A 26,395-nucleotide genomic window follows, 5' to 3' on the forward strand; every position below is an offset into this window, starting at 1 on the left:
TCCATGGACGTAAAAGATATTTTCTCGTATGACTGGAGCTACCTTCTGCCCGAATTCATCATTCTAGGATTCGCGACCGCCCTGTCGCTGCTCGATCTGTTTGCCGGAAAGCGTTTGGGCAAATCCGTCATCGGGTGGCTGACGCTGGCGGGAGTGGTGCTGGCTGCCGTTTTCGTCTTTGTAAACATAGGGAAACTGGATGAACCGTACGCATACATGGCGGATACGATTCGCATCGATGATTACGGAAATGCGTTCAAGCTGCTGTTCCTCGGAGGAGTCGCCTTTACCGTGCTGCTTTCTCTCTCTTATATGAAGCAGGACGAAATCAGGCATGGCGGCGAGTATTACTACTTGCTGCTGACCGGTCTTCTGGGCGCAATGGTGATGGCTTCTTCTGCCGATCTGATCACCATGTTCGTCGGTTTGGAGTTGTTGTCCATGTCCTCGTACGTTCTGGTGGGCTTGCGCAAGCATTCCTTGCAGTCCAATGAATCGGCGTTTAAATACATCGTCTCGGGATCGATCTCCACGGCGGTGACGCTCTTCGGGATGTCCTATGTATACGGATTAACCGGAACGACAAACATTTATGAAATTTCCGTACGGCTGTCCGAAGCGGCGATGTCCGGCTATGAGTTTATGGTGTATGCGGGATTCGCCTTTTTGGCTGTAGGGCTTGCCTTCAAAATCTCTGCTGCACCCAACCACATGTGGGCACCGGACGTGTACCAAGGGGCGGCGACTCCGGTCACGGCCTTCCTGGCGGTCGTCTCCAAAGCTGCCGGCTTTGCTCTCGTCTTCCGCTTGCTGCTGATCGGCTTCTTCAACATCCAGACCGATACGCGTTTCTTTTTCGATCAGGGAGCGCTTTACCTGGCGATCATAGCGGGGGCTTCGATGATTATCGGGAACACGATGGCTCTGCGTCAGACCAATGTAAAACGGATGATGGCCTACTCCGGAATTGCGCAGGCGGGCTATATGCTGGTGGCGTTTGCGCCGCCGACCATCCTGTTTTTCGGCGAAGTGACATTCTTCCTGTTCGCCTACCTGCTGGCCAGCTTTGGTGCCTTTGCGGTCATCATGGTGGTTGCTCGCGATCAACAAACCGATGATCTGAAGGGCTTTGCAGGACTTTATCACCGCTCGCCGCTGATGGCAGTGTCGATGAGCATCTTCCTGCTGTCGCTTGCCGGCATTCCGGTATCCGCCGGATTCTTCGGGAAGTTCTACATCTTTATGGGGGCGATCGCGCAGCAGAGCTATGTTCTTGCAGCGATTATGATCGCGACCAGTGTCGTGTCGTATTACTACTACTTTGGCATCATTCGGCAGATGTACATGCGCCCGGGAGCGACAGAGGCTCCTTTGTCCGTACCGAAAACGATTGGGGCGCTGGTCCTGATTTTGGCGCTGGCCACAGTGGTGTTCGGCGCATTCCCGGGGCTTGTGACTGATTATGTCCAAACGCACCTCAATCACGGGTTTAATTTTGGCGACATGCTGCCACCGAACTTTCAATGAATTGCGGTCAGGGATCAGGTACAATAGAGGGGACGGCTTGCGAGCCGCCCCCTTTTTACATATCAGTTGCCGTGGCGAGCAGAGGCAAGTGGTGCGGTCGGTTCTGGTTTGCTCGGTTCCGGCTACTCGGTACGGCTACTCGGTACGGCTACTCGGTACGGCTACTCGGTACGGCTACTCGGTTCCGGTTTACTCAGTTCCGACTTACTCAGTTTCGGTTAGGAACGGCACCGTGCTTCTTCTCGCTACAGCCACGTATAAAGCGGTCTTTGGTTTGATCCCAGTGAAAAATCGATGAACGGAAAGGCAAGGAGGAAACAAACGTGTCGCAAGGTATGTACGGTTTTGTAAGCATTATCGTCTCAGTCGCCCTGATCGGCGTCAGCTGGTGGGCCCTGCAGGCTTTTCGATTTGACCTCTTTCTGAAAAATCCGCAAGGGCCGCAAGCAAAGCTCTTGCAAATCATCATGTCCATCTTTCTCGGATACCAGATGGCGAGCTTTCTCATGGAATATCTCGGCTGGTCCTTGATCTTCGGGCAAATCTTTTCCTGACCGCAGGATTCGACAGGAATTGATTGGTATATCCCACCAGTTTTACGTGCAAACTGAGAAGTACAAAGAGAAGCGCGTAAAAAGGGAGAGGGATAAAAATGGGGAAACGGAACGTTTGGCTTGTTTTGATAGGATTGGCTGCACTGGGTACGGCGTGGTGGATGCCGGCAGAAGCGCATAACGAAAGGCAGCTACATCAGGAGCAGCAGGAAACGCGGGCATCTGCCCGATTGTTCGACGTATTGGAAGGCTCGGGAGCCAGGGTGGCAAGCGTGGAGGTGCGTACGCGCATTTCCTTGGGGAAACTGTCCGGCACCGAAGAAATGAAGGATTTGGCTGCGAAATGGGCGGATCGGCTTGACATGCCGCTATCCGAAGCAAAATGGACGCAATCATCCCATCTGTTTACCTATCAGGTCCCGGCCAATCTGTACGGGGTTCAGCTCGATTATCAGGTTACCGGGGTACCTCACAAAGATGGTATCGACACATATCTAGTACTGTCCATAAAAGGAAATCGCGATTCTCTACCATATGTTGATTTGATACAGAACAAGCACGAACAAGCCCTGAAGCAAGCCGGCTTCATTCCGCAATTTAGCACTTGTATTCGCGGATTGTACAATGTTAAACTGAGTGTTGATCAACAGGAGGGGAAAATTTTGTCGATATTTGACGCCCTCCATGCAAAAGAATTGGAACGTTTACAAGATGAGACGGTTGTCAGCATATCTGGTTACACTTCTGAGTGGAATTCGTTCTTATCACTAAACGGACAAGCTCGGATGAATCTGCAGGTCGCCACTCACCGGGACAGTTTGAACGGTACGTGGATTACAGCAGGTACACCGATTGTCACAGCGGAATATTAGCACGCGGAGGGGTACACATTGGATAAAATTATTGTCCGCGGTGGGAAGGCTTTGGCGGGGAATGTGAAAGTTTCCGGCGCCAAAAATGCCGTACTCCCTATTATTGCAGCAGCTATCCTGGCCGAAGAGGGAACCAACGTCATTCACGACGTACCCGCTCTGGAAGACGTCAGGATCATATGCGATCTCCTGAAAACATTGGGTATCACCCTTACATACGATAAAGAAGTGCTGACCATCAACGCCTCTCGTGTGACGAGTGTGGAAGCATCTTACGAACTGGTTCGTAAAATGCGAGCGTCCTTTTTGGTAATGGGACCGCTCCTGGCCAGAGAAGGCAAGGCGCGTGTAGCACTTCCGGGAGGGTGCGCCATTGGTACCCGCCCGATCGATCAGCATCTCAAAGGCTTTGAAGCGATGGGAGCCAAGATTGAGATCGGACAAGGGTTTATCGAAGCCAGTGTCGAGGGACGTTTGCAGGGAGCGAAAATCTACCTGGATATCGCCAGCGTAGGCGCTACCGAAAACATTATGATGGCTGCTGCTTTGGCTGAGGGAACCACCGTTATTGAAAACGCAGCCGAAGAACCGGAAATCGTGGATTTGGCCAACTTCCTCAACGGGATGGGAGCCAAGGTTCGCGGAGCGGGTACCGGTTCCATTCGGATCGAAGGCGTGGAGAGATTGAAAGGCTGCACGCACTGCGTGATTCCGGACCGGATCGAAGCGGGTACCTTCATGGTAGCTGCCGCGATTACAGGCGGGGACGTTTTTGTCGAAGGTGCAATCTGTGATCATTTGAAGTCCGTTACTGCCAAGCTGAGAGAAATGGGCGTGGAAGTGGACGAGCAGGAGAACGGCATTCGCGTGAGAAGCAATGGCCGTCTCAAGGCTGTCGACGTCAAGACCTTGCCGTATCCCGGCTTCCCGACGGACATGCAGTCGCAAATGATGGCGCTGCTATTGGCATCGGAAGGCACCAGCATCGTTACCGAGACCGTTTTTGAAAATCGCTTTATGCACGTGGAAGAATTCCGCCGGATGAATGCCAATATCAAGATTGAGGGACGCAGCGCGATCGTGGAAGGCGGCGCCAAGCTGACCGGAAGCAAAGTGGCGGCGACGGATTTGCGAGCAGGAGCTGCGCTCGTATTGGCGGGCCTGGTGGCCGAGGGCGAAACAGAAGTGAGCAGCCTTCACCATATCGACCGGGGCTATGTCCAGTTCACGGAAAAGCTTCGCGGCCTGGGCGCTCTTGTAGAGCGTGTTTCGCCAGCGAAAGAAGTCGAGACAGAAGCGGTTGAACAGGTAAAAACCGAACCGATCAAAGTCCAGTTTTCTCCCAATTTTGCGTAAACACATACCGAGACTTCCCTGTAAGCGGGGAAGTCTTTTTCATTTTCAGCAAACTCTTCCATCTCTCTTATTCTCTCGTTCTACCTCCCGAGGCTTGGACATAGACTGAAATAGTCCAGCACAAGAGGGGGGATATGACGCATGAAACGTTACCTGGTGGCGTGGTTCATCGGATTGCCGATACTGCTCGTGATGCTGCCTGCCGCGCTGGTCTACTTTTTTTCCTCTCCACCCGGAAGCGAGGGGCTTCCGCAAGTCTCTGCCCCGAACAACCCGGCTGTTCATCAGTCGGCGATTGAGGTGAAGGTATATCGGACCGCCAAACAGGCTGTGGAAACGATGCCGTTGGAAACGTACATCGAGGGCGTAGTGGCGGCGGAGATGCCGGCAGAGTTCGAGCTGGAGGCGCTCAAGGCCCAGGCGATGGCAGCCCGTACCTACATCATCCGCAGGCTCGATGCGAAGAAATTTGATGACGTTCCCAAGGGAGCACAGGTCACCGATACGGTGAAGCATCAGGTCTTTCTCGACGAGGCGCAGCGCAAGCAGAACTGGGGGGACCAATTCGAGTGGAAAAACGCGCGCATCCGCCAGGCTGTGCAGGCGACGGCCGGGGTCGTTCTGACCTACGGAGGCAAGCCGATCGACGCGACCTTTTTCTCCACCAGCAATGGGTTTACGGAAAATGCCAACGAGTATTTTGAAGAGCCGGTCCCCTATTTGAAAAGCGTGGCAAGCCCCTGGGACATTCAATCGCCCAGCTTTGAAAAAACCGTCAAAATCGCCGCAGCGGACCTGGAGCAGCGTCTCGGAATCAAACTGACAAAGGAAGCCTCCGGCAATGGCAGCTGGTATCGCATCGTGGAGCGGACGACGGGCAATCGCGTGGGCAAAATCAGCATTGGCGGAAAAGAGTTCAGCGGCAGGGAATTCCGCGAGAAGCTCGGACTCCAATCTTCCGCCTTTACGCTGGAGCTGCGAGGCAATGAAGTCCATATTACGACCAAAGGATACGGCCACGGTGTCGGGATGAGCCAGTGGGGGGCCAACGGAATGGCGAAGGCAGGGAAGAGTGCCGAGCAGATCGTCAAATACTTTTACCAGGGAATCGCCTTGGAAAATTGCGACCTCATCCTGAAAGGATAAAGGCAAAAGAGAAAAAAGGCTGTTTTCTGCAAATTTACAAGTTTCCCCTCTCTCTCAGGTTTATCCGCCGAAAATCTGGCGATACTGAGGGATGAGGTGATGAATACAATGGAAGATCAAAAAAATCAAAATCAACCGATTCCATTCAAAAAGGCAAGCTCCTGGAAAAACGTTTTGGGCAAAAAATGGGCGTTTCCGGCGATCTACATCGGCACCGCAGCAATTATTCTCGCTTTTGTGATGTGGTATCAGAGCGGCGGCGTGACCGACAATCTCCCCGGCCAAGCCGAGGGCGGCATTGCGATCACGACACCGCAGGAAGGCGCCAAAGATCCGTCTGAAGCTGACGAAAACAGCGCTGTTCCGGTATCTGGAACCGTTCAACAGCTTGCTTGGCCTGTAGCCAAAGGAGTTCAGTACGAAAAGGGAATGAATTTCTTCGACGAGCAAGCGTCCAAGGATGTACAGCAAAAAGCTCTCGTCAAGTATGACAACACGTTTATGCCGCACACCGGTATCGACCTGAAGTCGACTGACGGCAAGAGCTTTGATGTAACCGCCGCTCTGCCTGGCAAGGTGAGCAAGGTGGAAAACGATCCGCTCGTCGGTCGCGTGGTGGAAATCGAGCATGCCGACAAGATGGTCACCGTGTATCAAAGCCTGGACAAAGTGAATGTCAAGCCTGGCGATGAAGTAACCCAAGGCCAGGTGCTGGGTACAGCGGGGCGCAGCGTGTATGAAAAGGATGCCGGTATTCACCTTCACTTCGAAGTTCGCGTTGACGGTGCGTCTGTCGATCCGGAGCAATACCTGCTCCAATCGGAAATGCAGGATCAATAACGATTCCAGGAATTTCAGAAATGCCGACAAGCCTGTAGAGAGGTTCGCTCTGCAGGCTTTTTTTTATGAAGCGTGCCCAGCAAGCCGTTAATTGCTAGTTGGTGAAAGTCCAACCGAGGCAGGAGCCAAGTCACCTCGTAGCTGACAGGCAACTGGTGGAGAAATCCTAAGGTTGAAGCCCTGTGACAAAGTAACTCGAAAGAGTGCGAGCAAATCAGCAGGCCGTAACATAAAGTGAATCCTGCAGCCTCGTTAAGAAAGACCACCGAGAGGTGGACAAAGGGAAGCCGAGCTTGTTTCATATGGGCGAAGGCCAAGGACGGTGTGGAGAACTTGGAATACAGCACCTATGAATCCCTCGGGGTATGGGGAGCGGTATGTTGAGAAAGTAGTTAACGGAACTGGGGAGACCCTACTCTGCACGCCCCGTCAGGAGCGTAAAACGGAAACCTATAACCGTAAGGGAAGTGGTGGATGGCAGAGAGGGAGTCGGAGGGGTTCATAGTACCGATGAACATAAGGACAACACAACCTTATGGAGGGAAGGAGCCCTGCTTTGTTCACGGGTCGAAGGAGGTAAGAGTGAGTGAATGCAAGTAAACTTGCTAACTACACCGATGTAAAAGCTCGACAACTTTGGACAACCCTATATCTTTGTGCCAAGGCAAACTCAAAACGGCGATTTCATGCCTTGTATGACAAAATCTACCGCCCGGATATTCTAGCGACAGCTTGGAGGAGAGTAAAAGCAAATAAAGGGAGCGGAGGAATCGACGGACAATCCATCGCACAGATTGTGGAGGAGTATGGGGAGAGCCGTTTTCTTAACGAGATCTATCTAGATTTAAAAGAAAAGCGGTATCGTCCACATCCGGTTCGTCGAACTTACATCCCTAAACCGGATGGCAAGAAACGTCCACTCGGCATCCCGACGATCAAGGATCGGGTGGTCCAAATGGCTACTAAGCTAGTCATTGAACCGATCTTTGAAGCTGATTTTCGGGACTGTTCTTATGGCTTTCGGCCAGGAAGAAATGCTCACCAGGCAATTGCACAGATACGCAAAGCAAGCAAGAGGTGTTATTGGGTCGTAGATGTTGACATTAAAGGGTATTTCGACAACATCAACCATGAGAAGTTGATGAAACTGGTCGAAATGAGAATCAGCGACAGACGTGTTCTGAAACTTATCCGACAATGGCTGCAGGCTGGGGTCATGGAAAATGATCAATTCCATGAAACAGAACTGGGAACTCCGCAAGGAGGGGTAATCTCGCCTCTTCTTTCAAACATCTATCTAAACTACATGGACACCATTTGGGAAAATCAATTCTCCCATCTTGGCACACTTATCCGCTATGCGGATGACTTCGTTATCATGTGCAGAACCAAACAAGAAGCATTGGAAAGCATTCAAGTGCTGATGGCTATTCTAAACAAGCTGGAGCTTAGTCTCAGTAAAGAGAAATCTAGACTCGTTAATATTTGGGACAATTCCACTGGGTTTGACTTTCTTGGGCTGCACCATCGCAAATTCCCCGTGTTCAACAAAGGGGGGAGCAAGGTATTTGCTATGTCTCATGTACCAGCTAAGAAAGCAATGAAGGAAATGAGACGTAAAATTAAGGAATACACTGCACCAAGGAACAAACTGTTTCTGTCTCTAGAAGAGCTAGTGAAAGGGCTAAATCGCAAGCTAAGGGGGTTCAAGAACTACTACTTCATCTCGCCCATCGCCAAACGATGGGCAAGACGGATAGACTGGTATGTGATTGAACGCCTTACAATCTTCTGCAACAAGAAAAGAAGCAAGCGGAATAAACATGCCGGAAAGCTGAAGGTCATACAAAACACGCAGGGTAGTTTATTGAAATTAGCCGGATAAAGTAAGCCGAATGCCAAAGAAAGAAGAACATCGGAAAGCCGTATGAGGGAAAACCTCACGTACGGTTTGATGAGGGGGAGCTGAAATGAGCAAGGCGACCATACGGTCGCCCGAAAGTTTCAGTTCTCTACTCTACAAACAGGCCGATGTGTACACGCCCTCCAAAAAAGATGTGGTCGTGCTGGCTTGTCAGGCTTGGAAACGTAGAATATGTGTCCGCACCCACCCATATATTGTAACAGACAATGTTGAAACAGGGAGGCGAGTAGCGTGCACGATTACATCAAGGAGCGAACCATAAAGATCGGCCGGTATATTGTAGAAACGCGAAATACGGTTCGCATGATCGCCAAAGAGTTCGGTGTTTCCAAGAGCACGGTACACAAGGATCTGACAGAGCGGCTGCCTGAGATAAATCCGGAGTTGGCGAACCAGGTAAAGGAAATATTGGAGTACCACAAGGCGATCCGTCATCTGCGTGGAGGAGAGGCAACCAAGATCAAGTACAAGAGAAGGAGCAAGAAAGTCCGGGTAGAACAGGAGGAAAGCGTATAAAAATATGCAATTCATAAACAATTATTTCCTAAGTCCATAAGAATTTCCTTGTCCTCTCACGTCTAACAGCCTATGATAAGGGGTAGATATGTAACTGGTACAGGGAGGACCTTTTCATGTTTGGCAAAGATATCGGAATCGACCTGGGTACGGCCAATGTCCTGGTTTTTGTAAAGGGCAAAGGCATCGTCCTGGATGAACCTTCTGTCGTGGCAATTGATAATCATACGAAAAAAGTGCTAGCCGTAGGAAATGAGGCTCACCGCATGGTGGGACGTACTCCAGGAAATATCGTGGCGATCCGGCCGTTGCGTGACGGGGTTATTGCCGATTTTGATATCACGGAAGCGATGTTGAAGCACTTTTTGGCCAAGATTGGCGGGAAGCAAATGTTTGCCCGTCCGCGCATCTTGATTTGCTGTCCGACGAACATCACGTCGGTAGAGCAAAAAGCCATTCGTGAAGCGGCTGAGCGCAGCGGCGGTGCACGCGAGGTATTTATCGAAGAAGAACCGAAGGTAGCCGCTGTAGGAGCCGGCATGGAAATTTTCCAGCCATCCGGCAACATGGTAGTGGATATCGGCGGAGGTACAACGGATGTAGCGGTACTGTCCATGGGCGATATCGTCACATCTTCCTCCATTAAGGTTGCGGGCGACAAATTTGACATGGCCATCATGAGATACATAAAAACGAAATACAAGCTGCTGATCGGGGAACGTACGTCTGAAGATATCAAAATGCAAATCGGTACGGTTTCCGGCGGACGCCAGGACGAAATGGATATTCGCGGCAGGGATATGGTAAGCGGGTTGCCTCAAACCATTACCATTCGCTCGCACGAAGTCCAGGAAGCCCTGGCTGAGTCGGTTAGCGCAATTGTACAAGCATCCAAATCTGTTTTGGAACGAACACCTCCGGAGCTTTCTGCCGATATTATTGATAAGGGAGTTTTCCTGACTGGAGGAGGCGCGCTTCTGCATGGATTCGACCAGCTGCTGGCGGACGAGTTGAAAGTACCGGTGCTCGTAGCGGAAGATCCGATGATGTGCGTCGCCAAAGGAACCGGCATGATGCTGGACTATCTGGACAAAGTGCCGGCATATCGGAAGAAAAAGTTTTTCGGGAGGTAATGCCGTGTGATCAGAGGCTTGTATACAGCCGCATCGGGCATGTTGTCTTTGCAGAGAAAACAGGATTCGCTGGCCAACAATCTGGCTAACATCAATACGCCTGGCTACAAGCAGGACGTGGGCGTCATGCGCGCTTTCCCCGAGCAGCTCCTGTCTCGCATCCGCGATCAGGAAGTACCTGATATTCAGGGGATGCCGCAAATGGGTGGACAAGCAGTCCCGATCGGTCGTCTGCATACGGGTGTGTACATGTCGGAGGCGCTTCCTGTGTTTCGCCAGGGGGATATCGCCGAGACGCGCGATCCGTACGATGTCGCGCTCATGGACAACATCCAGCCGGATGAAGAAGGCAACGAGCGCCGCCTGTTCTTCAGCGTAGCGAGACTGGCTGATCCCGCTACGGATACAGCAGAGCCTGAGCAGCTGCGATACACCCGCAACGGCAACTGGAGCGTCAATGCAGACGGCTATCTGGTGACGCCAGACGGCTATTATGTGCTGAATAATGAGAATCAGGCGATCCGTGTCAACGATCCGGACTTTCCTGATCAGAGTGCGGGCCATACGCTGGAGATTACCGCCAACGGAGCCCTCTTTTATCGAAATGATGCTGGCGAACAGGTGCCGTTGAACGATCAAAGCCTGGGCATAAAAGTGCTGACCAATCCACAGCAAATGGTGAGGGAAGGAACCAACGTCTACCGCTACACAGGCGAGGGACAACCGGCAAATGTGGGCGATGACCCGGAAAATACGGGCTTTTACGGCGTGAAGCAAGGCTGGCTGGAACGCTCCAATGTCGATCCTGCCCAGACGATGACGGATATGATGACGGTTCTTCGGGCATACGAGGCGAACCAGCGCATCATTACGACAGTGGATGGCACGATGGAAAAAGCAGCCAATGAAATCGGACGGGTTAACGGGTAAGATAGGAGGAAGAGCGCATGCAATCACTAAACATCTCCACGGCAGCTCTGCGCGGCGTCCAGCAGGCATTGGATAACACGGCCAACAATCTGGCCAACGCCGATACAGTCGGATACAAGCGGCGGACTGCATCGTTTTCCGAGCTTTTGTCAGACTCGATGAACGAGCAGGCCGCAGTAGACAGCAGACAGCGCAATTCTCCGCCCGGTCTGCGCATCGGCAGCGGTTCAAGGCTGGGTTTGACGAAAACGGACGTCTCCCCGGGGAACATGAAGCAGACGGATGTACCGACCGATCTGATGATCGAAGGGGACGGCTATTTCCTGGTCTCTCGTCCGTTTCGCAACGCAAACGGGGAGCTGGACGATGAATACCGTCTGACGCGGAGCGGAGCTTTTCAATTTGCTCAAATGGCTGGGCTGCCCGGGTATGCTCTGGTAACTCCTACAGGCGAGTACCTGGTGGATGAAGTGGGGCTTCCCATCAGCTTTGAGAATCCCGGAGAGCTGACCATTACGCCAGAGGGCGTCGTGTTTTTGGATGGAAATGAAGTGGCGCAGATGCGTCTTTACAAAGTGGACAACCCTGACCAGTTGCAGCAGGTAGGAGACAACCAGCTTCTGGCTCCTGTGCTGGACGACCAGAAGGCACCTGACTTTATGCAGTTTGCCGACGGCCGGATCAAGCAAGGCGCACTGGAAACATCCAATGTCAATGTTCAGGAAGAAATGTCCCAATTGATCAATGTGCAACGGGCCTATCAATTGAATTCCCGTGCGATTGGAATCACCGACCAGATGATGGGGATTGCCAATTCGCTCAGGTCCCGTTAATACACTTTGGCATGTCGGAGGATACGCGAATGGATCAAGGAAAGGGGAAACGTTCCCCGCGTGATGGCCAGGGAGCCGAACAGAGAGAAAGGAAGCGTGTCGGCAGCGCTTGGCAAATAAAGCTCGCCAAGTGGCTGATCGTCCCATTTCTGCTGTTTTTCTCGCTGATCATCGGCCTGGTCATCGGTTACAGCATGGTCGGACACAAGCCGGCGTCAGAAGTGTTTGATATTAACACGTATAAGCATATGTATGATCTGATGTTCTCTGGCACCTAGAAAATACAGACCCCAGCCGCAGGAGGTGTGGGGTATTTTTTTGATCGCTTGCAAGCCTTCCCGGCTCTCTTCCGGGGACTTGTTGTGCCCTTTGTCCAAAGAGTATAATGGAACAGTGGTAAAAAGGGAGTGACGATTTGATCCGGAGGGATATCCGTGAATCTTCCAAATGCGCTGACCGTTTTTCGCATCGTTCTCATCCCTTTGTATTTGTACGTGTTTTTTCGGGAGTTCCCGTTTCATATTGAGGTTGCCCTCGGCATCTTGATTCTCGCGGGAGTGACTGACATTGCAGATGGATACATCGCGCGAAAGCACAAGCTTGTAACGACGTTTGGGACGATGATGGACCCGCTTGCAGACAAGCTGATGATGATGGCAGTGATCGCTTCATTGTTTTTAACAGAGCGGATCAGTGTATGGGCCGCCCTGTTTTTCTTTGCTCGCGACGCCGGAATGATCGTGGCATCGGCCTTTTTCCACTTCCGTGGGAAAAAGACAGTGCCAGCCAATGCGTTTGGCAAAATAACGACGGTCTTGTTTTACATCGCGTTCCCGATGGTCATGTACAGGTTTCAGTACGGCGAGCTTATCCTATGGACGGCTATCCTGTTCTCGTTTGTGACCGCCGCCATTTACCTGGTCAAGTTTCGTCTGATGAATCGCGTGTACTAATACAAACCAGGGATGAAAAGAGCACTTCCGCCGCATGTGCAGGAAGTGCCCCTCTATCTTAACCCCGATCTCCCCATGTGGAAGATAGGGGGTTGTCTTTATTCTCAGTTTCGAGTATGTTCTTCATGCATGGCATGAGTGATATAAAGAATGGAAATGGAGCGTTGTTTATGGAATTTCAATTGCCTTTGGACGTAACAGACATTCAATCGATTATCCCCCATCGCTATCCTTTTTTATTGGTGGACAAGGTTACCGAGCTGGAGTCGGGGAAGCGGGCAGTCGGGTTAAAAAACGTTACGGTAAACGAGCCGTTTTTCCAAGGTCATTTCCCGGGCTACCCGGTCATGCCAGGTGTGCTGATCGTCGAAGCGCTGGCCCAGGTAGGAGCCGTCGCGGTACTGAGCATGGAGGAAAACAGAGGCAAAATCGCCTTTTTTGCCGGAATCGACGAATTTCGCTTCAAGGATCAGGTCAAGCCGGGCGATACCCTGACACTTGAGGTCGAATTGACGCGAGTGCGCGGCTCGATCGGCAAGGGACACGGAACAGCCAAGGTAAACGGCAAGGTCGTGGCTGAGGGCGGACTTCTTTTTGCCCTGTCGGCAGCACAAAAGGACTAGAAAATCGCCCATCTTGTATGTAAGGCCTATTTGGGGTAGAATGGCTAATGTATGTGCAACATTTCTTAGGCGCTCTGCGTCTATCACGTAATGAAGGTGAAAACGTTGACCAAACAGGTCGCAAACATATTGGGTGTGTCGTTTTCTACACGCGGTTTTGACGAGACGGTGGCACATCTTGTCGACCGGATCCGGGAAGGAAAACAGACGCACGTCGTCACGGCCAACCCGGAAATTGTCATGCTGGCGAAGGAAAATCGCTCCTTTCTGAAACTATTGGACCAAGCCTATGTCGTTCCGGACGGGATCGGCATTGTCTATGCGGCCAAGTGGACGGGAGAGCCGATTCGCGAGCGCGTTGCGGGCGTGGAGCTGCTGGAAGCATTGATGGCAGCGGCAGACAGAGAAAAGTGGAAAGTATATCTTTTGGGAGCGTCACCGGAGGTAAACCGGCTGGCAGCGGAAAAGCTGTCCGAGCGGTTTCCGGGGGCGCGCGTCGTCGGGTATCGAGACGGTTATTTTCAACGAGACGAAGAACAAAGAGTCGTGCAAGACATAGCCGAAAAACAGCCCCATCTCCTGTTCGTGGCGATGGGAGCGCCCAGGCAGGACGAATGGATCGCCGCCTACCGCGATCAGCTTCAGGCTACGCTCGCGATGGGAGTCGGAGGCAGCCTTGACGTCATTGCCGGGAAAGTAAAGAGAGCGCCAAAGCTGTGGCAGCGCTTGCATCTGGAGTGGCTGTATCGACTGTTGGCCCAGCCGTCGCGCTGGAGAAGACAGTTGGCTATTCCGCTGTTTGTCTGGACAGTCTTGAAGGAAAAAAGGGGAAGCCGCTCCTGAACGTACCCGTAGAGAGGAGAACAGTCGATGTCTACACTAATCCTCGGATTACTGACTTCGCTGATAGTATCATTTATAGCCACACCATACGTGAAAAAACTGGCGGAATCCATCGGAGCGACAGACACGCCGGACCAGCGCAAGGTTCACAAGCGGATCATGCCGCGACTGGGTGGTCTGGCGATTTATCTCGGATATTTTGTTGCATTTTTCATATTTGTTCCATTTACTACGATGAAAGAAATGCTCGGCATCTTCATCGGCGGTACGATCGTGATGGCGACAGGAATGCTGGATGACAAATACCAGCTCTCTCCCAAGTGGAAGCTGATGGGCCAACTGCTTGCAGCGGCAGTCGTCGTCATTCCGTTTGGCCTCAAAATAGGCGTCGTCAACCTGCCTTATGAGGGCAGCATCGATTTCTCCAGCGGCTGGCTGCTCTGGCTCGGCGTACCGATCACGATCTTCTGGATTGTCGGTGTCACCAACGCCGTCAACCTGATCGACGGCCTGGACGGCCTGTCCGCAGGGGTATCGGCGATCGCGACAGCTACGATGGCCATCGTGGCACTGGTTATGTCCGGCAGCGGCGCGGCGGCTCACTATGACACGATTGCGATTTACTGCTTCGTTCTGCTGGGAGCCATACTCGGCTTTCTCTATTTCAATTTCCATCCGGCCCGTATTTTCATGGGAGACACCGGCTCGCTGTTTTTGGGCTTCAACCTGGCGGCGCTCTCCATCATGGGCTTCAAAGAGGCGCTGTTCGTCTCCTTTATCATCCCCATCGTGGTGCTCGGCGTTCCGCTTTGGGACACGTTTTTCGCCATCGTCCGGCGGATCGTCAACAAAAAGCCGATTTCCAGCCCGGATAAAGGCCATCTGCACCACTGTTTGTTGAACATGGGATTGTCGCACCGCGCGACAGTACTGACGATCTACATGATCAGCATCTTCTTCGGAACGATGGCGATCGTTTTGACAAAAACGACAAAATGGACAACCATCATCGTGATGGTGCTGCTGCTCTTCGCTACCCACATGGCGACAGAGATCGTCGGCCTCGTCGGCCGCCGCCACCGTCCGCTGATCAATACGTATCGCAAGCTGAAGGTGAAGAACGCCGATCAGCGCCGCAGTCACTAGAAATGAATAACGTACGCAAAGCCTCTGCTGGTGGACAGCAGGGGCTTTTTTTCTCCACATTTTTGCAGTTTATCCTTAACCAGATAGAAGATTTTGCCGATAACAGTAAAGACGAGTAAGGCATCCCCTGCACAAAAATTGGCAGGGCCAAATACAGACTATATGGAGAGGTGAAACCTTTTGCAGAAGATGTTCGCTACGATGCGGCAGTGGTTGGCTGTAAGTTTGGCACTGTTACTTGTAGTCAGTGGAGTGCTCCCGTCCATGGCTGCTGCTGCTACTGAGAAACCTGTCATTCTGGAAGATGCGTATAACGGCAAGGGCACAAGCCCTGTGGACGCTTATACGTATGGAAGTTCAAAGATTACCATCAGTGGTACCGTGGGAGCTGGCGTATCCGGCCGGAATTTGCGGGTCAAAATCACTTTGGGGAATGGAACCGAAGTCCCCGGGATGGAAAAAATAACACCGACCGTGTCGGGGAGCCAGTTTACGTTCTATGACATTTCGTTGCAGCCAGGTCTGAACAAGATCAGCTTTTACGAAAATGTGGGCAGTGTGGAAAAAGACCATTTGCAGTTTTACGTGAACTATAACGACACCCCGATCATTGAGGAAATATCTGTTGAGGATACCGAGCTCAATCCGAGTGGAGTCACCTATTATTCTTTGCCTGCCTCGAACCGGATGGTTGTCAATCTCAACGGCAAGGCGTTGAATGCGGATACCGTTGTCGTGGAGAATATCTCCAAGGGCGAGGAAGTTCGCGGTTCGGTCAGCAAAAACACAGGCTTCTTCAGCCTGAAAATTCCTGTCATGTTTGGTGAAAACACGCTTCGCTTCACGGCGTTGAACCAAAACAAAACGGTTGGCGCCATCGAGAGAAAGCTTCTGATTGTCACGACGTCGATCGGTGAAGCCGATTTGCTCTATAATCTCAGCATCAACAATGAACGGCTGACTCCGGACACAGAGGATGAGGTCGGAAACAACATTGTGAGAGTCGATCCGGCAAGCTCAGCGAACCTGAGTCTGAAATCGTCGGCTTTGCTTCAATACGATACGACCAATCCGAACAAGCCGTTTGATTCGATGTCCTTTGTCATAAAGGCAGAAGGGGCCTCGACAGAAACCTCTTATACGGCAACCATTACAGATAAAAAAGCGTCCAATGACGGTTTTACACAGTATGAGCTCAGTGGCACTGTGCCCGAATCAGCATTGGCGTCCGGAAAAAAATACACCGTTTGGCTTGTTTACAAGTACAAAGAGGACACAGATCCGTCTACCACACCCAGTTCCTTCGAGGTAAAGCGGTATCTGTACACCATCAAGACCGTAGAGAAAGATGCGCCGCAGTTTATCTCCGGCAGCTATTTGGGAGCGCCGCTCTCTACGTCCAGAACGAATACTTTGCTGGGAGTGCCTGCAGAACTTCTCGTAACCGGTGAATTTGTTGGCGATTCCAGCAAGTATCAACTCTACCTAAACGAGAATCCACTGGACAGCAGCAACTATACCCTGAAGGTAGATCCCTTTAAAGATTCATCAGGAAACACGGTTGCAAACAAATATGTGGCTACGATCAACTTGAAAAATCCTGACGCAGGTACGGGAAATCTAAAAATTGTTTATACAGGTGGAACTGGCACTTCTGTAGTGTATCCGATCAAGTGGCAAATTGCCCCTTACGTACAGCTTACCTATAAAATGGATCCCGATTCTCCGGACAACAGTTTTTATGACGGGTTCCAGATCAACAGCGACACCGATGTACCGACTTTGAACGGACGCGTGTACAACTTCGATTTGAAAGCAAATGCGAGCAATTCTTCCAAGCTGGATAATCTCATTGTCAAGCTGAATGAACAAGAACTGACCCTTTCGAGTGTCGACGCTGCGAATGGCAAGTTCAGCATCCAAAGTTCAGAGTTGAAGAAAACGGTAAACGGTTCATCCATATTGAAAAAGGGTACAAACACCCTGAAAATTACCCTGAATCCAACGGCAAAACCGGGGGCTACTCCTGTCGTATTTACCTACAATATCTTGTACATTACAGCCAAGGCTCCGTCTATCGAAGAGGTAAAGCTGTGGGGAATCTTCAATGGGAAGGAAAACGAGCTAACAACTTCTTCCAGCGGCACATACGAAACTGGTGCTGCTTTCCTGAGCAAATTCTCCTTTAAGGTGAAAGACGCCTCCAAGCTCTATGTGGAGAAAAACGGCAAGCGGATTGTGGAATTTGAAAAGGATTCCGGAAGCTGGAAGACGCCGGGCTCTGCCAGCAAGGAATACAATGATGCGATTGGCGAACTTCCCGAAAGTTTGCGTAGCTTCTTTGATTCAAGCTACAACATTGACGACAAATCCAGCACGAGCTTCGAAGGGTCGCTATCTTCCTCCAAGTACAATCGCATGCTCGATAAAGTGCAGCAGGCGGTAAAGGGAACAGGCGATCAAAAACTCGAAGAGCAGGAAAAGTACCTGGCGTTGTTGCCGCTGACTCTGCGGAAAAACAACTCGACGGTATACACGATCGTCGCAGAGGATGAAAGCGGTACAGTCGTACGATACAACATCAAGATCAACCAGAGAACAAGCAACTGGGAGGTTTTGAGTCCGGTCAAAGCCAGGTCGACAGACCAGTACATTACTGTAAACAGCAACAGTGCCGTGATCAAGGTTTTCGCTGAAAAAGCGGACAAGGTCATGTTTGGCAAAATCGAAGCGAAAACGAGCAACAGGACTGAACCCGACTTTAGATTCGACCCTGATTTCGCAAAAGCGATACCGGAGACTTATTACGTCTTTACGGCGACTGTCCCGCTGAAAAACGGGTTGAACACGATCAAATTCACGGTTCAGGTAGGAGATACCACCTACAACGACCAGATTCAAATCTTTAATGCGAATTCGACGGTAGATGGTGCAGAATACCGCGAAGTCCTCGGCAAGAAAGTGTCATTCTCGGTATTTAACAAGGGGCTGGAATTGAAGTTCCCTGCAGGAACCGTACTTCTTTCGCCAAGCAATCACCGTGCAGGAGAAGAAGTCAAGAATCCAACCGAAGACATTTTTGTCGATGTACCATTGTATTTTGGTATTGCCGACCGTACCACGGGCCAGGTGAACTTGTCTGGCAGCTCGATGAAGAGCCGACTGGAATTGGATGAGAAGTTCAATTACGCAAGCCCGCTTTACTACATTGACGCTGGCGACGTGAAAAATCCAGGTGGGCGCGACCCATACTACGATGAGGACGATGGGGAAGAATTCAGAGGACGCTATGATGACAACCTCATCCCGAGCCGGGAAGGGACGCTGTCGATTCAATACGACTCTTCCATCGTGAATGCGGCAAACAACATTCTCACCGTTTATTATCACAACGGCTTTGAGTGGAAAAATATCGGGGGCGTTGTAAATACCGGCAAGAAGACCGTTACGGTTCCGTTTAGAGGCTTTGGTTATTACATGGTCATGAAAAACCGCGAGTCCTTCGACGACGTGGTGTTCCATGAATATGCCCGTGACGCGATGGAAACACTCTACTCAAAAGGAATCATGCCGGCATACAGCTACAGCACCTTTGGAGCAAATCGCGATATCACTCGCGGAGAGTTTGCGACCATGCTCGTAAAAGCGATGGATTTGCCGATCAAGGCCGGACCTTACTATGACAGTGATGAAACCGACCCGGTAAACCCGACATTCCTCGATGTCCGTCCGCGACCTGTTCACTGGGATTACGAGTATAAGTACGTGGAAACTGCAGCTCGTGCAGGAATTGTTCGCGGGAAGGTGCCTGGATACTTCAGACCGGATGATCCGCTGACCCGTGAAGAAGCTGCGGTGATGATTGCCCGTGCGCTGAATCTGAAAACCGGTACACCGGAGGCTTCGAAGCAAGCTCTGAATAAAATGTTTACGGATGGAAAAGACGTCGGACACTACGCCACGGCTTCCGTCCTGGCCGTAGCAAAAGCAAAACTGATGAATGGCGAGGCCGATGATCCGACCGCCAAAAGACCAACATACAGCTTTAAACCGGCCAACAACCTGACTCGTGCAGAGATGGCCGTTATCACCGTTCGTGTAATGACGCAATTGAAGAAGCTGCCTAAGCAGTAACGTATAAAAGCGGCAACAAACATAAAAAGCTGAAGAGGCGAAATCCTCTTCAGCTTTCTTTATCTCGTCTTTCCTGAATGTATGATTCGAATCTCTCCCGCAGGAGAAACAGCTGTTTTTCATGTTCAAAGACCTTATGTTCCAAAAAAGCGGTCGATTTGTCCGTCTGTTCCCACAATCGCTTCAGCTCAAGCAGATCGGACTGAATCTCGTCCATCCGGGCGTTGCTGTGTCCCACCATTTGGACCAGAGATGCATACATCTCTTCAAGGCTTCCCAGCATGCCATCATGTCGGTCCAATCGTTTCTCGACATTCGCAAACCGCAAGTCCATCTGCTCAAACCGTCTGTCGATCTGCTCAAACCGCTTGTCTACATCATCAAACCGTCTGTCGATCTGCTCAAACCGCTTGTCTACATCATCAAACCGTCTGTCGATCTGCTCAAACCGCTTGTCTACATCATCAAACCGCCTGTCGATCTGCTCAAACCGCTTGTCTACTTCTTCAAACCGCCTATCGATCTGCTCAAACCGCTTGTCTACTTCTTCAAATCGCCTATCAATCGCTTGAAAACCATGCTCCATCCTCTCGCCGAGTGCTTCCAGCTTGTCAAACAGCTCATCCAATGACCTGCCCACCGTCATTCCCCCCGATTGTTTGGATAGTATGGGTTCCTGCACTTGTCTCTCTATATTAATAGAAGAAAGAGGAGGGCAACAAGGTAAAATGAGTTTAGCAAAACTGTAATCAGCCCCAGCCCATCAAGTGAAATGACGTCAAAGCTCTGTCTGTAGTCTTTCTATCCAGATGGTTTACATCTAAGCGGTTAACCCGGACAAGCTGATTGACCCGCAACAAACCAATCCAACCGCACCTTAAACATCTTCCGACCCGACAGCCTCCACAGGGACTTCCACATACTCTTTTTCGCCGAGAACAATATGCGCCTGGCCATTCGTCACATCCGTCAGGTGCGCTACAAAATCGTCCTGCTCACCGTCCGGAATCAACACATGCACGGTGACCTTGTCCGTATAGTCCGTCCCGACGACTCGCTGCTGGCCGATCCGCAGCTCGTTTTCGACCTTGCCCCACCAGGTGTAGTCGACACTGACGGAGATTTTCTGATGAAGCGTATGGACGACGATTCCGGCCGCTTTCAGCGCGATCACCGTGCCTGCCGTATAGGCGCGGACCAGACCGCCGGCACCCAGCTTGATCCCGCCGAAATAACGAGTCACGACGACGGCGGTATCCTTTACCCCATTTTTCTTGATGCATTCCAAAATAGGCTTGCCAGCCGTTCCGCTCGGCTCTCCATCGTCGCTGGAGCGCTGGATCTGATCGTTCTCCCCGATGACAAAAGCCGAACAGTTATGGGTCGCATCCCAATGCTTTTTTTTAATCATGGCGATAAATGCCGCAGCTTCTTCTTCGCTGGTGACGCGCTGCGCATATCCGATAAAACGGGAGCGCTCGATGACAATCTCGTCTTCCCCGTATCCCGCAATCGTTTTGTACTGTTGTAGCATGCTCTTTCACCTCAAGGATAAGAATAGCATGTCCGCCAAAGGTTTTCGAATAGTGGATGGCAAACACGCTATATAGATGAAATTTTTCGGCGACTTAAACGTAGTAACACGAGATGGCAGGTGTGATAAACGGGGGGAGGGGTGCATATAGATGGCAAGGTGCAATGATAAGGTGAAAGATTTGGAAACTGGCGATTCTTCGTGTACGAAACATTATTCGGTGTGATATAGTGTTGGTGGGACAAACTGTAAGCTTCCTGCTAGTGAAAACATTATGAATCCAGGCAAAAAGGAGTGGAAAAGAATGAAATTTCCATATTCATCGAAGAAATGGCTGACGCTTTCCATAGCGGCCGTCATGGCGACCTCGATCGGTGTAGGTGCAGTCGCTTCTGAAAGCGGAACAGCAGCTCCTGCTTCGCAAACACAAGGAAGTCAGCAGAATGACAAAGCGACGACTGCAGCAACTGCGGACAACAGCAAGGCAGATGCGAACAAGACAGACGCAACAAAAGCGGATACCGCCGCAACGGAAGACAAAGCGGCTGCGAACGGTACGGCAGACGCAAAGGCAACAGAAACAAAGGCAACAGACGCCAAAAATACATCGCCTTCGGGCACTACAGGTACTACAAATGCATCCGATTCAACGTCTGCTGCAGAGCAAATGACACTGGCTAAAGCGATCGAACAAGCGATGCAGACGAACTCCAAGATTCAGACAGCTCGCCTCGAAGCCAAAACAGCCGATATTAACCAGAGTCTTGCCTATGACTCTGCTGCAGACATGAGAGGGCTTCTCGACAGATCGCTGGAAGCTTCGAAACAAAAGTATATCGGAACGAAACAGGCAGATTTGACAAAGAAATTGAACCAGTTGGCCGTAAAGGTGACAGAGAATCAGGTGAAATTGGGCGTTCAGCAGGCCTATTACAATCTGTTGCATGCGCAGGCAGATCTTGAACTGAAAAAGCAAAGCCTGAATCGTGCCCAAACCCAGCTCAAAGTAGCAAAGGCGGCATTCGACGTAGGGACCAAGGCCAAGACGGATATTCTTCAGGCCGAAATGGGTGTAGCAGGTGCGCAGGCAGCTCTGGCGGCTGCAGAGAACACATTGGAAATCAACGGCATGAAGTTTAACGAGATCATCGGTGTGGATGTAAATAAAAAATGGAAACTGACACCCGAAAACAAACAGATCGCGGCTCCTGCAATGAACCTGCAGCAAGCTCAAGAGCAGGCGCTTAAACAGCGGCATGAGATCGTCCAAAAAGAAGGTGAGCTGGAACTGGCCAATACAACCGTAAACGTTCTGGAGGATTGGTCGATGCAAGCCACCTATAATGGGCGTATTGCTAAAAACAATGTGGAAAAAGCCAAGCTGGCTATCGAAGAACAAAATCGACAAATCAAGACGGAGGTAGCGGAAGCCTACCTGAATCTGAATGCCGCCAGGGTAGCGATCGATTTCAGGAAAAAAGCGATGGAGGCTGCAGCGGAAAGCTACCGTCTGACGAACCTCCGCTTTGAAAACGGTCTTGCTACCACGCTGGAAGTAATCCAGGCCGAAGAAGAGCTGGCGGAAAAGGAAAACCAGCATTTGGAGGCGATCCGCAACTACAATTTGGCGGTAGTAAACTTCGAAAATGCGCTGGGTGTAAATAAATAGCCAGCAGCTGTAAACTTGACCGAAGAACTGGAAAAAGGTTCATTGGTGACAGCCCGCCCAACCTGCTCTATAATACGAATTGTGGCGGATGTCACCATATACATAATGAAGTGAAGAAACGACCACAAAATTTTTTAAAACTTTTTTTCGAAGGCACCGCAACTTTTTGCGAGCTGAGGCGTTTAATAGGATGTCACACGAAATACGGGGAATTGTGTAAAAAAGATTCACGAATTCTAGCACCTGTGATACACTAGGGATTGTTGCATTTACACAATACTGAATATACTAGAGCTTTCACACTGAAAAAGCGGAGCAATCCTGCGAAAGGAGGTGAAACGCGCTTGCAGGATTCGGGCTCAAAAAAGAAAGATAGATTACTAAATAATATTCCCCAAGAACAATTTGTTTGTACTAGAGGAGGAGAACCCAAGGTTATGAAAAAGGTTGTTAACAGCGTACTGGCTAGTGCACTCGCACTGACTGTTGCTCCTATGGTAGTGGGCGCAGAAGAAGCAGCTCAAACAGAAAACACCCAAACAGAAGCTCCTAAGATGGATGCTGAACTTCAGAAGGTTGTAAACCGACTGAATGCACTGGGTGTTGTACAAGGTTATGGCGATGGCGATTTCAAAGTTGATCAAACAATCAACCGCGCTGAGTTCGCTACCCTGATCACTCGTATCCGTGGACTGGAGCAAGGTGCAAAATTTGCTCAATACCAATCCACTTTCACTGACGTAAACTCTTCTGACTGGTTTGCTGGTTTCGTAAACGTAGCATCCGGCCAAGAGATCATCAAAGGTTTCCCGGACAAATCCTTCAAACCTAAAAACGATGTAACTTACGCAGAAGCAGTAACCATGCTGATCCGCGCTCTGGGCTATGAGCCATCTGTTAAAGGCGTATGGCCAAACAACATGATCGCGAAAGCTTCCGAGCTGAACATCGCGAAAAGCATCACTGCTCCTAACAACGCAGCAACTCGCGGCGACATCTTCAAAATGATCGACAACGCTCTCCGCGTAAAACTGATGGAGCAACAAGATTACGGAGTTAACTTCAACTTCCAAATCACCAACGAAACTCTTCTGACTCGCTACATGAAAGTGAAAGTTCGCGACATGGAGTGGGCGAAAGACGAGAAGAACGGTTCCGAAGATCTGCCGCTGGTAACCAACGTACCAGTTATCGGTCTGGGCACTCTGAAAGCTAACGAAGTTACCCTGAACGGTAAAAACGCCGGACTGGGAACTACTACTTACAAAGTAGCCGAAAGCATCAACCCGAACGAGTTCGCTGGTCAACACGTACAAGTGTGGATCAAAGACGATAAAGAAAACACCATCGTATGGATGGAAGGTTCCGAAGACGAAGAAGTAATCATGGATCGTCTGAGCACTTTCTACTTCAACGATACTGAAATCAAAAACGGTAAAACAGATAACATCAAGAAAGACAGTGATCTCGAAGATGTGGAAGTCGAGCTTGATGGAAACGGAAAAACTTATCGTTTTACAAAAGACACCCAAGTAACTTACAACTTCAAGCCTTTCAGCGATGCTACCAAAGGTTTGAAGGAAATTATTGCAGCAAATGATGGCTACTCTTTCTCCGCCAAAGTGGTACTGGATGACAAAGGTGACATCAGCTACATCCACGTAATTGATGACCAAACTTTGAACAAATCCAAAGAAGGCGAGAAATACGGTTCCAAAGTAATCGAGAAAGTCGATGTAGACAAGAAGAAAATCACCAACCTGGGTGGCGGATCCTTCGCTAAGCTCGAAGATCTGGATGAAGGCAAGGATTTCCTCGTATTCCGCGACAACAAGCCTGCCAAACTGGCTGACCTGAAGCCTATGGACGTATACAGCGTTTACTATGCTGACGGTAAGAAAGAAAAAATGCTGGTATTCGCTACTAGCACTGTAGTTGAAGGTAAAGTTGACAAGATCACTATGCGTAGTGAGACTGACAACCGTATCGTAATCGGTGACAAAACGTACCGTTTCCGTACCGGCGCAACCTTCTCCGACAACCAAAACAAAGATATTACTGAGCTGGACTCCAGCAACTGGGATAAAATTGACGGTCTTACTGGTGAAACTGTAAAGTTGTACCTGGATGCATCCGGACGTATTCGTCACATTGAGACTACGGATGGTCTCGACAGCCGTCGTTTCAAAGCGATTGTGACTACAGGAGCAGAAACCAGAGGCAGCAAGATTACCTTCAGTGTAATGTCTCAAAAAGGTAAGACATATAATATTGAGCTGACTAAAAAGGATATTTACGATGCAGACGGTAAGTCTTTTGAGAAGAAAGACAAATCCAATGCAGAAGTTTCAAATATCCTTCAACCAAGCAAAGAGAAGGACAAACTTGCTCTGCTTGAAGTGTCTCTCGACTCTAAGGGCGAGGTAGAAAAGGTAAAAGTCCTGGATTCCAAGCTTATTGAAAAAGAAGGCACTAGCTGGCTCAACGTTGCCGATAAAGAAGATGAAATGGTTGACAAGTACGAAGTAACCAGCGATACCGCGATTTTTGACATGACTGGTGAACTTGATCTTGATGAAAAACCATATGAGCTGAAAAAACCGGGCGTTGCTAAATTTAAAGATATTGCCGAGAAGAAAGATCTGAAGGTATTCTACTCTATTGAAGATGATGAAGTAGAAGCAATCTTTGTTGTCAAAGGTAAAGGTCTGGCCAGCAAAATGTTCTATGGTCAGGTTAAACAATTGAGCAGAGGCACCGAGGATACTATCGAGCTCATCACAAAAGAAGAGGACGGCACCGGTGCAGTTGAAAAAACCTACAAACTGGACGATGACGCTCGCGATCTCCGCGACGCAGGCATCTCTAATGGTGACGTCATCGCTTATCGTTTTAACAGCGACGGAGAAGTTGTTATCGACGATGTTATCAAAGTAGTCCAAGCGGCAGACGATCTTGACATTGACGGCAACACCGTTACTGGTGCAAGACTCTTCAACAATAAAGATTACAGACTGCCAACCGATGAGCAGCTGGAAGAAGCTGAAATCACCAAGCTGGATGTAGCGGTTGTTAAAAAAGCGACCAGCAACAGAATCGAATATATTAACAAAAAAGGCGAAACAGACCACTTTACTGTTAAGTCCAAAACAGCTTACGTGGATGCTACAGACGTTAAAGTCACCGACAGTGTAAACGATGGCGATCTGATCATCTTGATTGACTCTGAAGAAGACAAAGGTACTGCGTATGACTACGTATTCGTCGTAGGTAACAAAGATGATCTGAAACGTCAACACGGTAAAGAAGACTCTGAGAAGATCATCGCTGAGTTCTTGAAACAAGCGAAAGATGCAAAAACACCAGACGATGGTGGAGAACCAGCTGAAAAACTGTTCGATAAAGACTCTCTGAAGGTTAAATCTGAAGAGAAAATGCCTGGATTCTACCTGTACACTATCTCCGGTGAAGGTGTAAATGGTGCAAAAGTGACAGTAACTATTGAAACTGAAGATGACACCTATACAAATGAAGAGCCAGTAGTAGTTGAAAATGGCAAATTCACCGTAAATGTGGTAGGACCAAAAGGCGCTAAGAAATACAAAATCGTAGCTTCCAAATCTGGCAACGAAGATACAACTTACACTGGTACTATTGAATAAGAAACCTTGTTGATTTTAAAGGTTCAAACAGGTTTCTAAGTACAAACATAATGTTTGTCATGGAATGGCCTGGGGCAGAGGGAGGTCCCTCTGCCCTGTCATTCACTGAATATCACACTTGCATATCTAGATATGGAGGAACACACTCATCCAGACATACAACATGAGTGTTTCTCAATACACAAAAACCTATCAATATC

General features: G+C 49.9%; 21 protein-coding genes. 19 read left to right on the plus strand and 2 right to left on the minus strand.

Translation table 11 applies throughout. From position 1 onward, the window contains the following. Positions 1-3 precede the first annotated feature (3 nt). The 17 genes from nuoN (at position 4) to V5G20_RS03465 (ending at position 19,330) form a co-directional block, all read left to right on the plus strand. Positions 4-1,527, plus strand: coding sequence for an NADH-quinone oxidoreductase subunit NuoN (gene nuoN / locus V5G20_RS03385; protein WP_024983771.1), 1,524 nt, complete (start codon positions 4-6; stop codon positions 1,525-1,527). A 323-nt stretch (positions 1,528-1,850) separates the two neighbouring features. Then, positions 1,851-2,081 (plus strand): DUF1146 family protein, encoded by a 231-nt coding sequence (locus V5G20_RS03390; RefSeq protein WP_003388393.1) that lies wholly within the window; start codon positions 1,851-1,853, stop codon positions 2,079-2,081. Between the two features lie 98 nt (positions 2,082-2,179). Further along, positions 2,180-2,953 (plus strand): YwmB family TATA-box binding protein, encoded by a 774-nt coding sequence (locus tag V5G20_RS03395; protein ID WP_338463158.1) that lies wholly within the window; start codon positions 2,180-2,182, stop codon positions 2,951-2,953. 18 nt (positions 2,954-2,971) lie between these two features. After that, a complete protein-coding gene (gene murA / locus V5G20_RS03400; RefSeq protein WP_003388389.1) occupies positions 2,972-4,309 on the plus strand; it encodes a UDP-N-acetylglucosamine 1-carboxyvinyltransferase in 1,338 nt (445 codons plus the stop codon). A 141-nt stretch (positions 4,310-4,450) separates the two neighbouring features. Then, entirely contained in the window at positions 4,451-5,455 is a 1,005-nt protein-coding gene (gene spoIID / locus V5G20_RS03405) for a stage II sporulation protein D (protein ID WP_024983773.1), read from the plus strand. A gap of 108 nt (positions 5,456-5,563) precedes the next feature. Next, entirely contained in the window at positions 5,564-6,295 is a 732-nt protein-coding gene (locus V5G20_RS03410) for a M23 family metallopeptidase (RefSeq protein ID WP_003388386.1), read from the plus strand. 586 nt (positions 6,296-6,881) lie between these two features. Beyond that, positions 6,882-8,180 (plus strand): group II intron reverse transcriptase/maturase, encoded by a 1,299-nt coding sequence (gene ltrA, locus V5G20_RS03415; RefSeq protein WP_024985477.1) that lies wholly within the window; start codon positions 6,882-6,884, stop codon positions 8,178-8,180. Positions 8,181-8,450: 270 nt separating this feature from the next. Beyond that, on the plus strand, positions 8,451-8,735 hold the full coding sequence (gene spoIIID, locus V5G20_RS03420) for a sporulation transcriptional regulator SpoIIID (protein WP_003388385.1): 285 nt from the start codon (positions 8,451-8,453) through the stop codon (positions 8,733-8,735). A gap of 116 nt (positions 8,736-8,851) precedes the next feature. After that, entirely contained in the window at positions 8,852-9,868 is a 1,017-nt protein-coding gene (locus V5G20_RS03425; protein WP_003388382.1) for a rod shape-determining protein, read from the plus strand. Between the two features lie 6 nt (positions 9,869-9,874). Then, positions 9,875-10,798 carry a flagellar hook-basal body protein gene (locus tag V5G20_RS03430; RefSeq protein ID WP_338463159.1) on the plus strand — a complete coding sequence of 308 codons (924 nt, stop codon included), beginning with the start codon at positions 9,875-9,877 and terminating at the stop codon, positions 10,796-10,798. Positions 10,799-10,815: 17 nt separating this feature from the next. After that, the gene (locus tag V5G20_RS03435; RefSeq protein WP_003388380.1) at positions 10,816-11,631 is read left to right on the plus strand and encodes a flagellar hook-basal body protein; all 816 of its coding nucleotides are present in this window, start codon (positions 10,816-10,818) and stop codon (positions 11,629-11,631) included. Between the two features lie 29 nt (positions 11,632-11,660). Continuing rightward, complete coding sequence (locus tag V5G20_RS03440; protein WP_003388379.1) at positions 11,661-11,909, plus strand: DNA-directed RNA polymerase subunit beta; 249 nt, start codon at positions 11,661-11,663, stop codon at positions 11,907-11,909. Between the two features lie 156 nt (positions 11,910-12,065). Then, positions 12,066-12,584, plus strand: a complete 519-nt coding sequence (locus V5G20_RS03445; RefSeq protein WP_003388378.1) for a CDP-alcohol phosphatidyltransferase family protein — start codon at positions 12,066-12,068, stop codon at positions 12,582-12,584. A 170-nt stretch (positions 12,585-12,754) separates the two neighbouring features. Then, complete coding sequence (gene fabZ / locus V5G20_RS03450) at positions 12,755-13,207, plus strand: 3-hydroxyacyl-ACP dehydratase FabZ (protein WP_003388377.1); 453 nt, start codon at positions 12,755-12,757, stop codon at positions 13,205-13,207. Between the two features lie 105 nt (positions 13,208-13,312). After that, the gene (locus V5G20_RS03455; RefSeq protein ID WP_171506164.1) at positions 13,313-14,050 is read left to right on the plus strand and encodes a WecB/TagA/CpsF family glycosyltransferase; all 738 of its coding nucleotides are present in this window, start codon (positions 13,313-13,315) and stop codon (positions 14,048-14,050) included. A 27-nt stretch (positions 14,051-14,077) separates the two neighbouring features. Further along, complete coding sequence (locus tag V5G20_RS03460) at positions 14,078-15,196, plus strand: glycosyltransferase family 4 protein (RefSeq protein ID WP_003388375.1); 1,119 nt, start codon at positions 14,078-14,080, stop codon at positions 15,194-15,196. A gap of 189 nt (positions 15,197-15,385) precedes the next feature. Continuing rightward, positions 15,386-19,330 carry an S-layer homology domain-containing protein gene (locus tag V5G20_RS03465; RefSeq protein WP_338463453.1) on the plus strand — a complete coding sequence of 1,315 codons (3,945 nt, stop codon included), beginning with the start codon at positions 15,386-15,388 and terminating at the stop codon, positions 19,328-19,330. 49 nt (positions 19,331-19,379) lie between these two features. Here the strand turns inward: V5G20_RS03465 and V5G20_RS03470 are convergent, their stop codons facing one another. Together V5G20_RS03470 and V5G20_RS03475 are read right to left on the minus strand one after the other, a co-directional pair. Continuing rightward, a complete protein-coding gene (locus V5G20_RS03470; RefSeq protein ID WP_338463160.1) occupies positions 19,380-19,970 on the minus strand; it encodes a hypothetical protein in 591 nt (196 codons plus the stop codon). A 237-nt stretch (positions 19,971-20,207) separates the two neighbouring features. Continuing rightward, positions 20,208-20,864 carry a YigZ family protein gene (locus V5G20_RS03475; protein ID WP_024983776.1) on the minus strand — a complete coding sequence of 219 codons (657 nt, stop codon included), beginning with the start codon at positions 20,862-20,864 and terminating at the stop codon, positions 20,208-20,210. A gap of 304 nt (positions 20,865-21,168) precedes the next feature. Here V5G20_RS03475 and V5G20_RS03480 point away from each other — a divergent pair, with 304 nt between their 5' ends. Beyond that, on the plus strand, positions 21,169-22,533 hold the full coding sequence (locus tag V5G20_RS03480; RefSeq protein WP_172920500.1) for a TolC family protein: 1,365 nt from the start codon (positions 21,169-21,171) through the stop codon (positions 22,531-22,533). A gap of 344 nt (positions 22,534-22,877) precedes the next feature. Further along, positions 22,878-26,195, plus strand: coding sequence for an S-layer homology domain-containing protein (locus V5G20_RS03485; RefSeq protein ID WP_228006739.1), 3,318 nt, complete (start codon positions 22,878-22,880; stop codon positions 26,193-26,195). Positions 26,196-26,395: the final 200 nt, after the last annotated feature.

It is taken from the genome of Brevibacillus borstelensis, assembly GCF_036700025.1.
Classification (GTDB): Bacteria; Bacillota; Bacilli; order Brevibacillales; family Brevibacillaceae; genus Brevibacillus; species Brevibacillus borstelensis.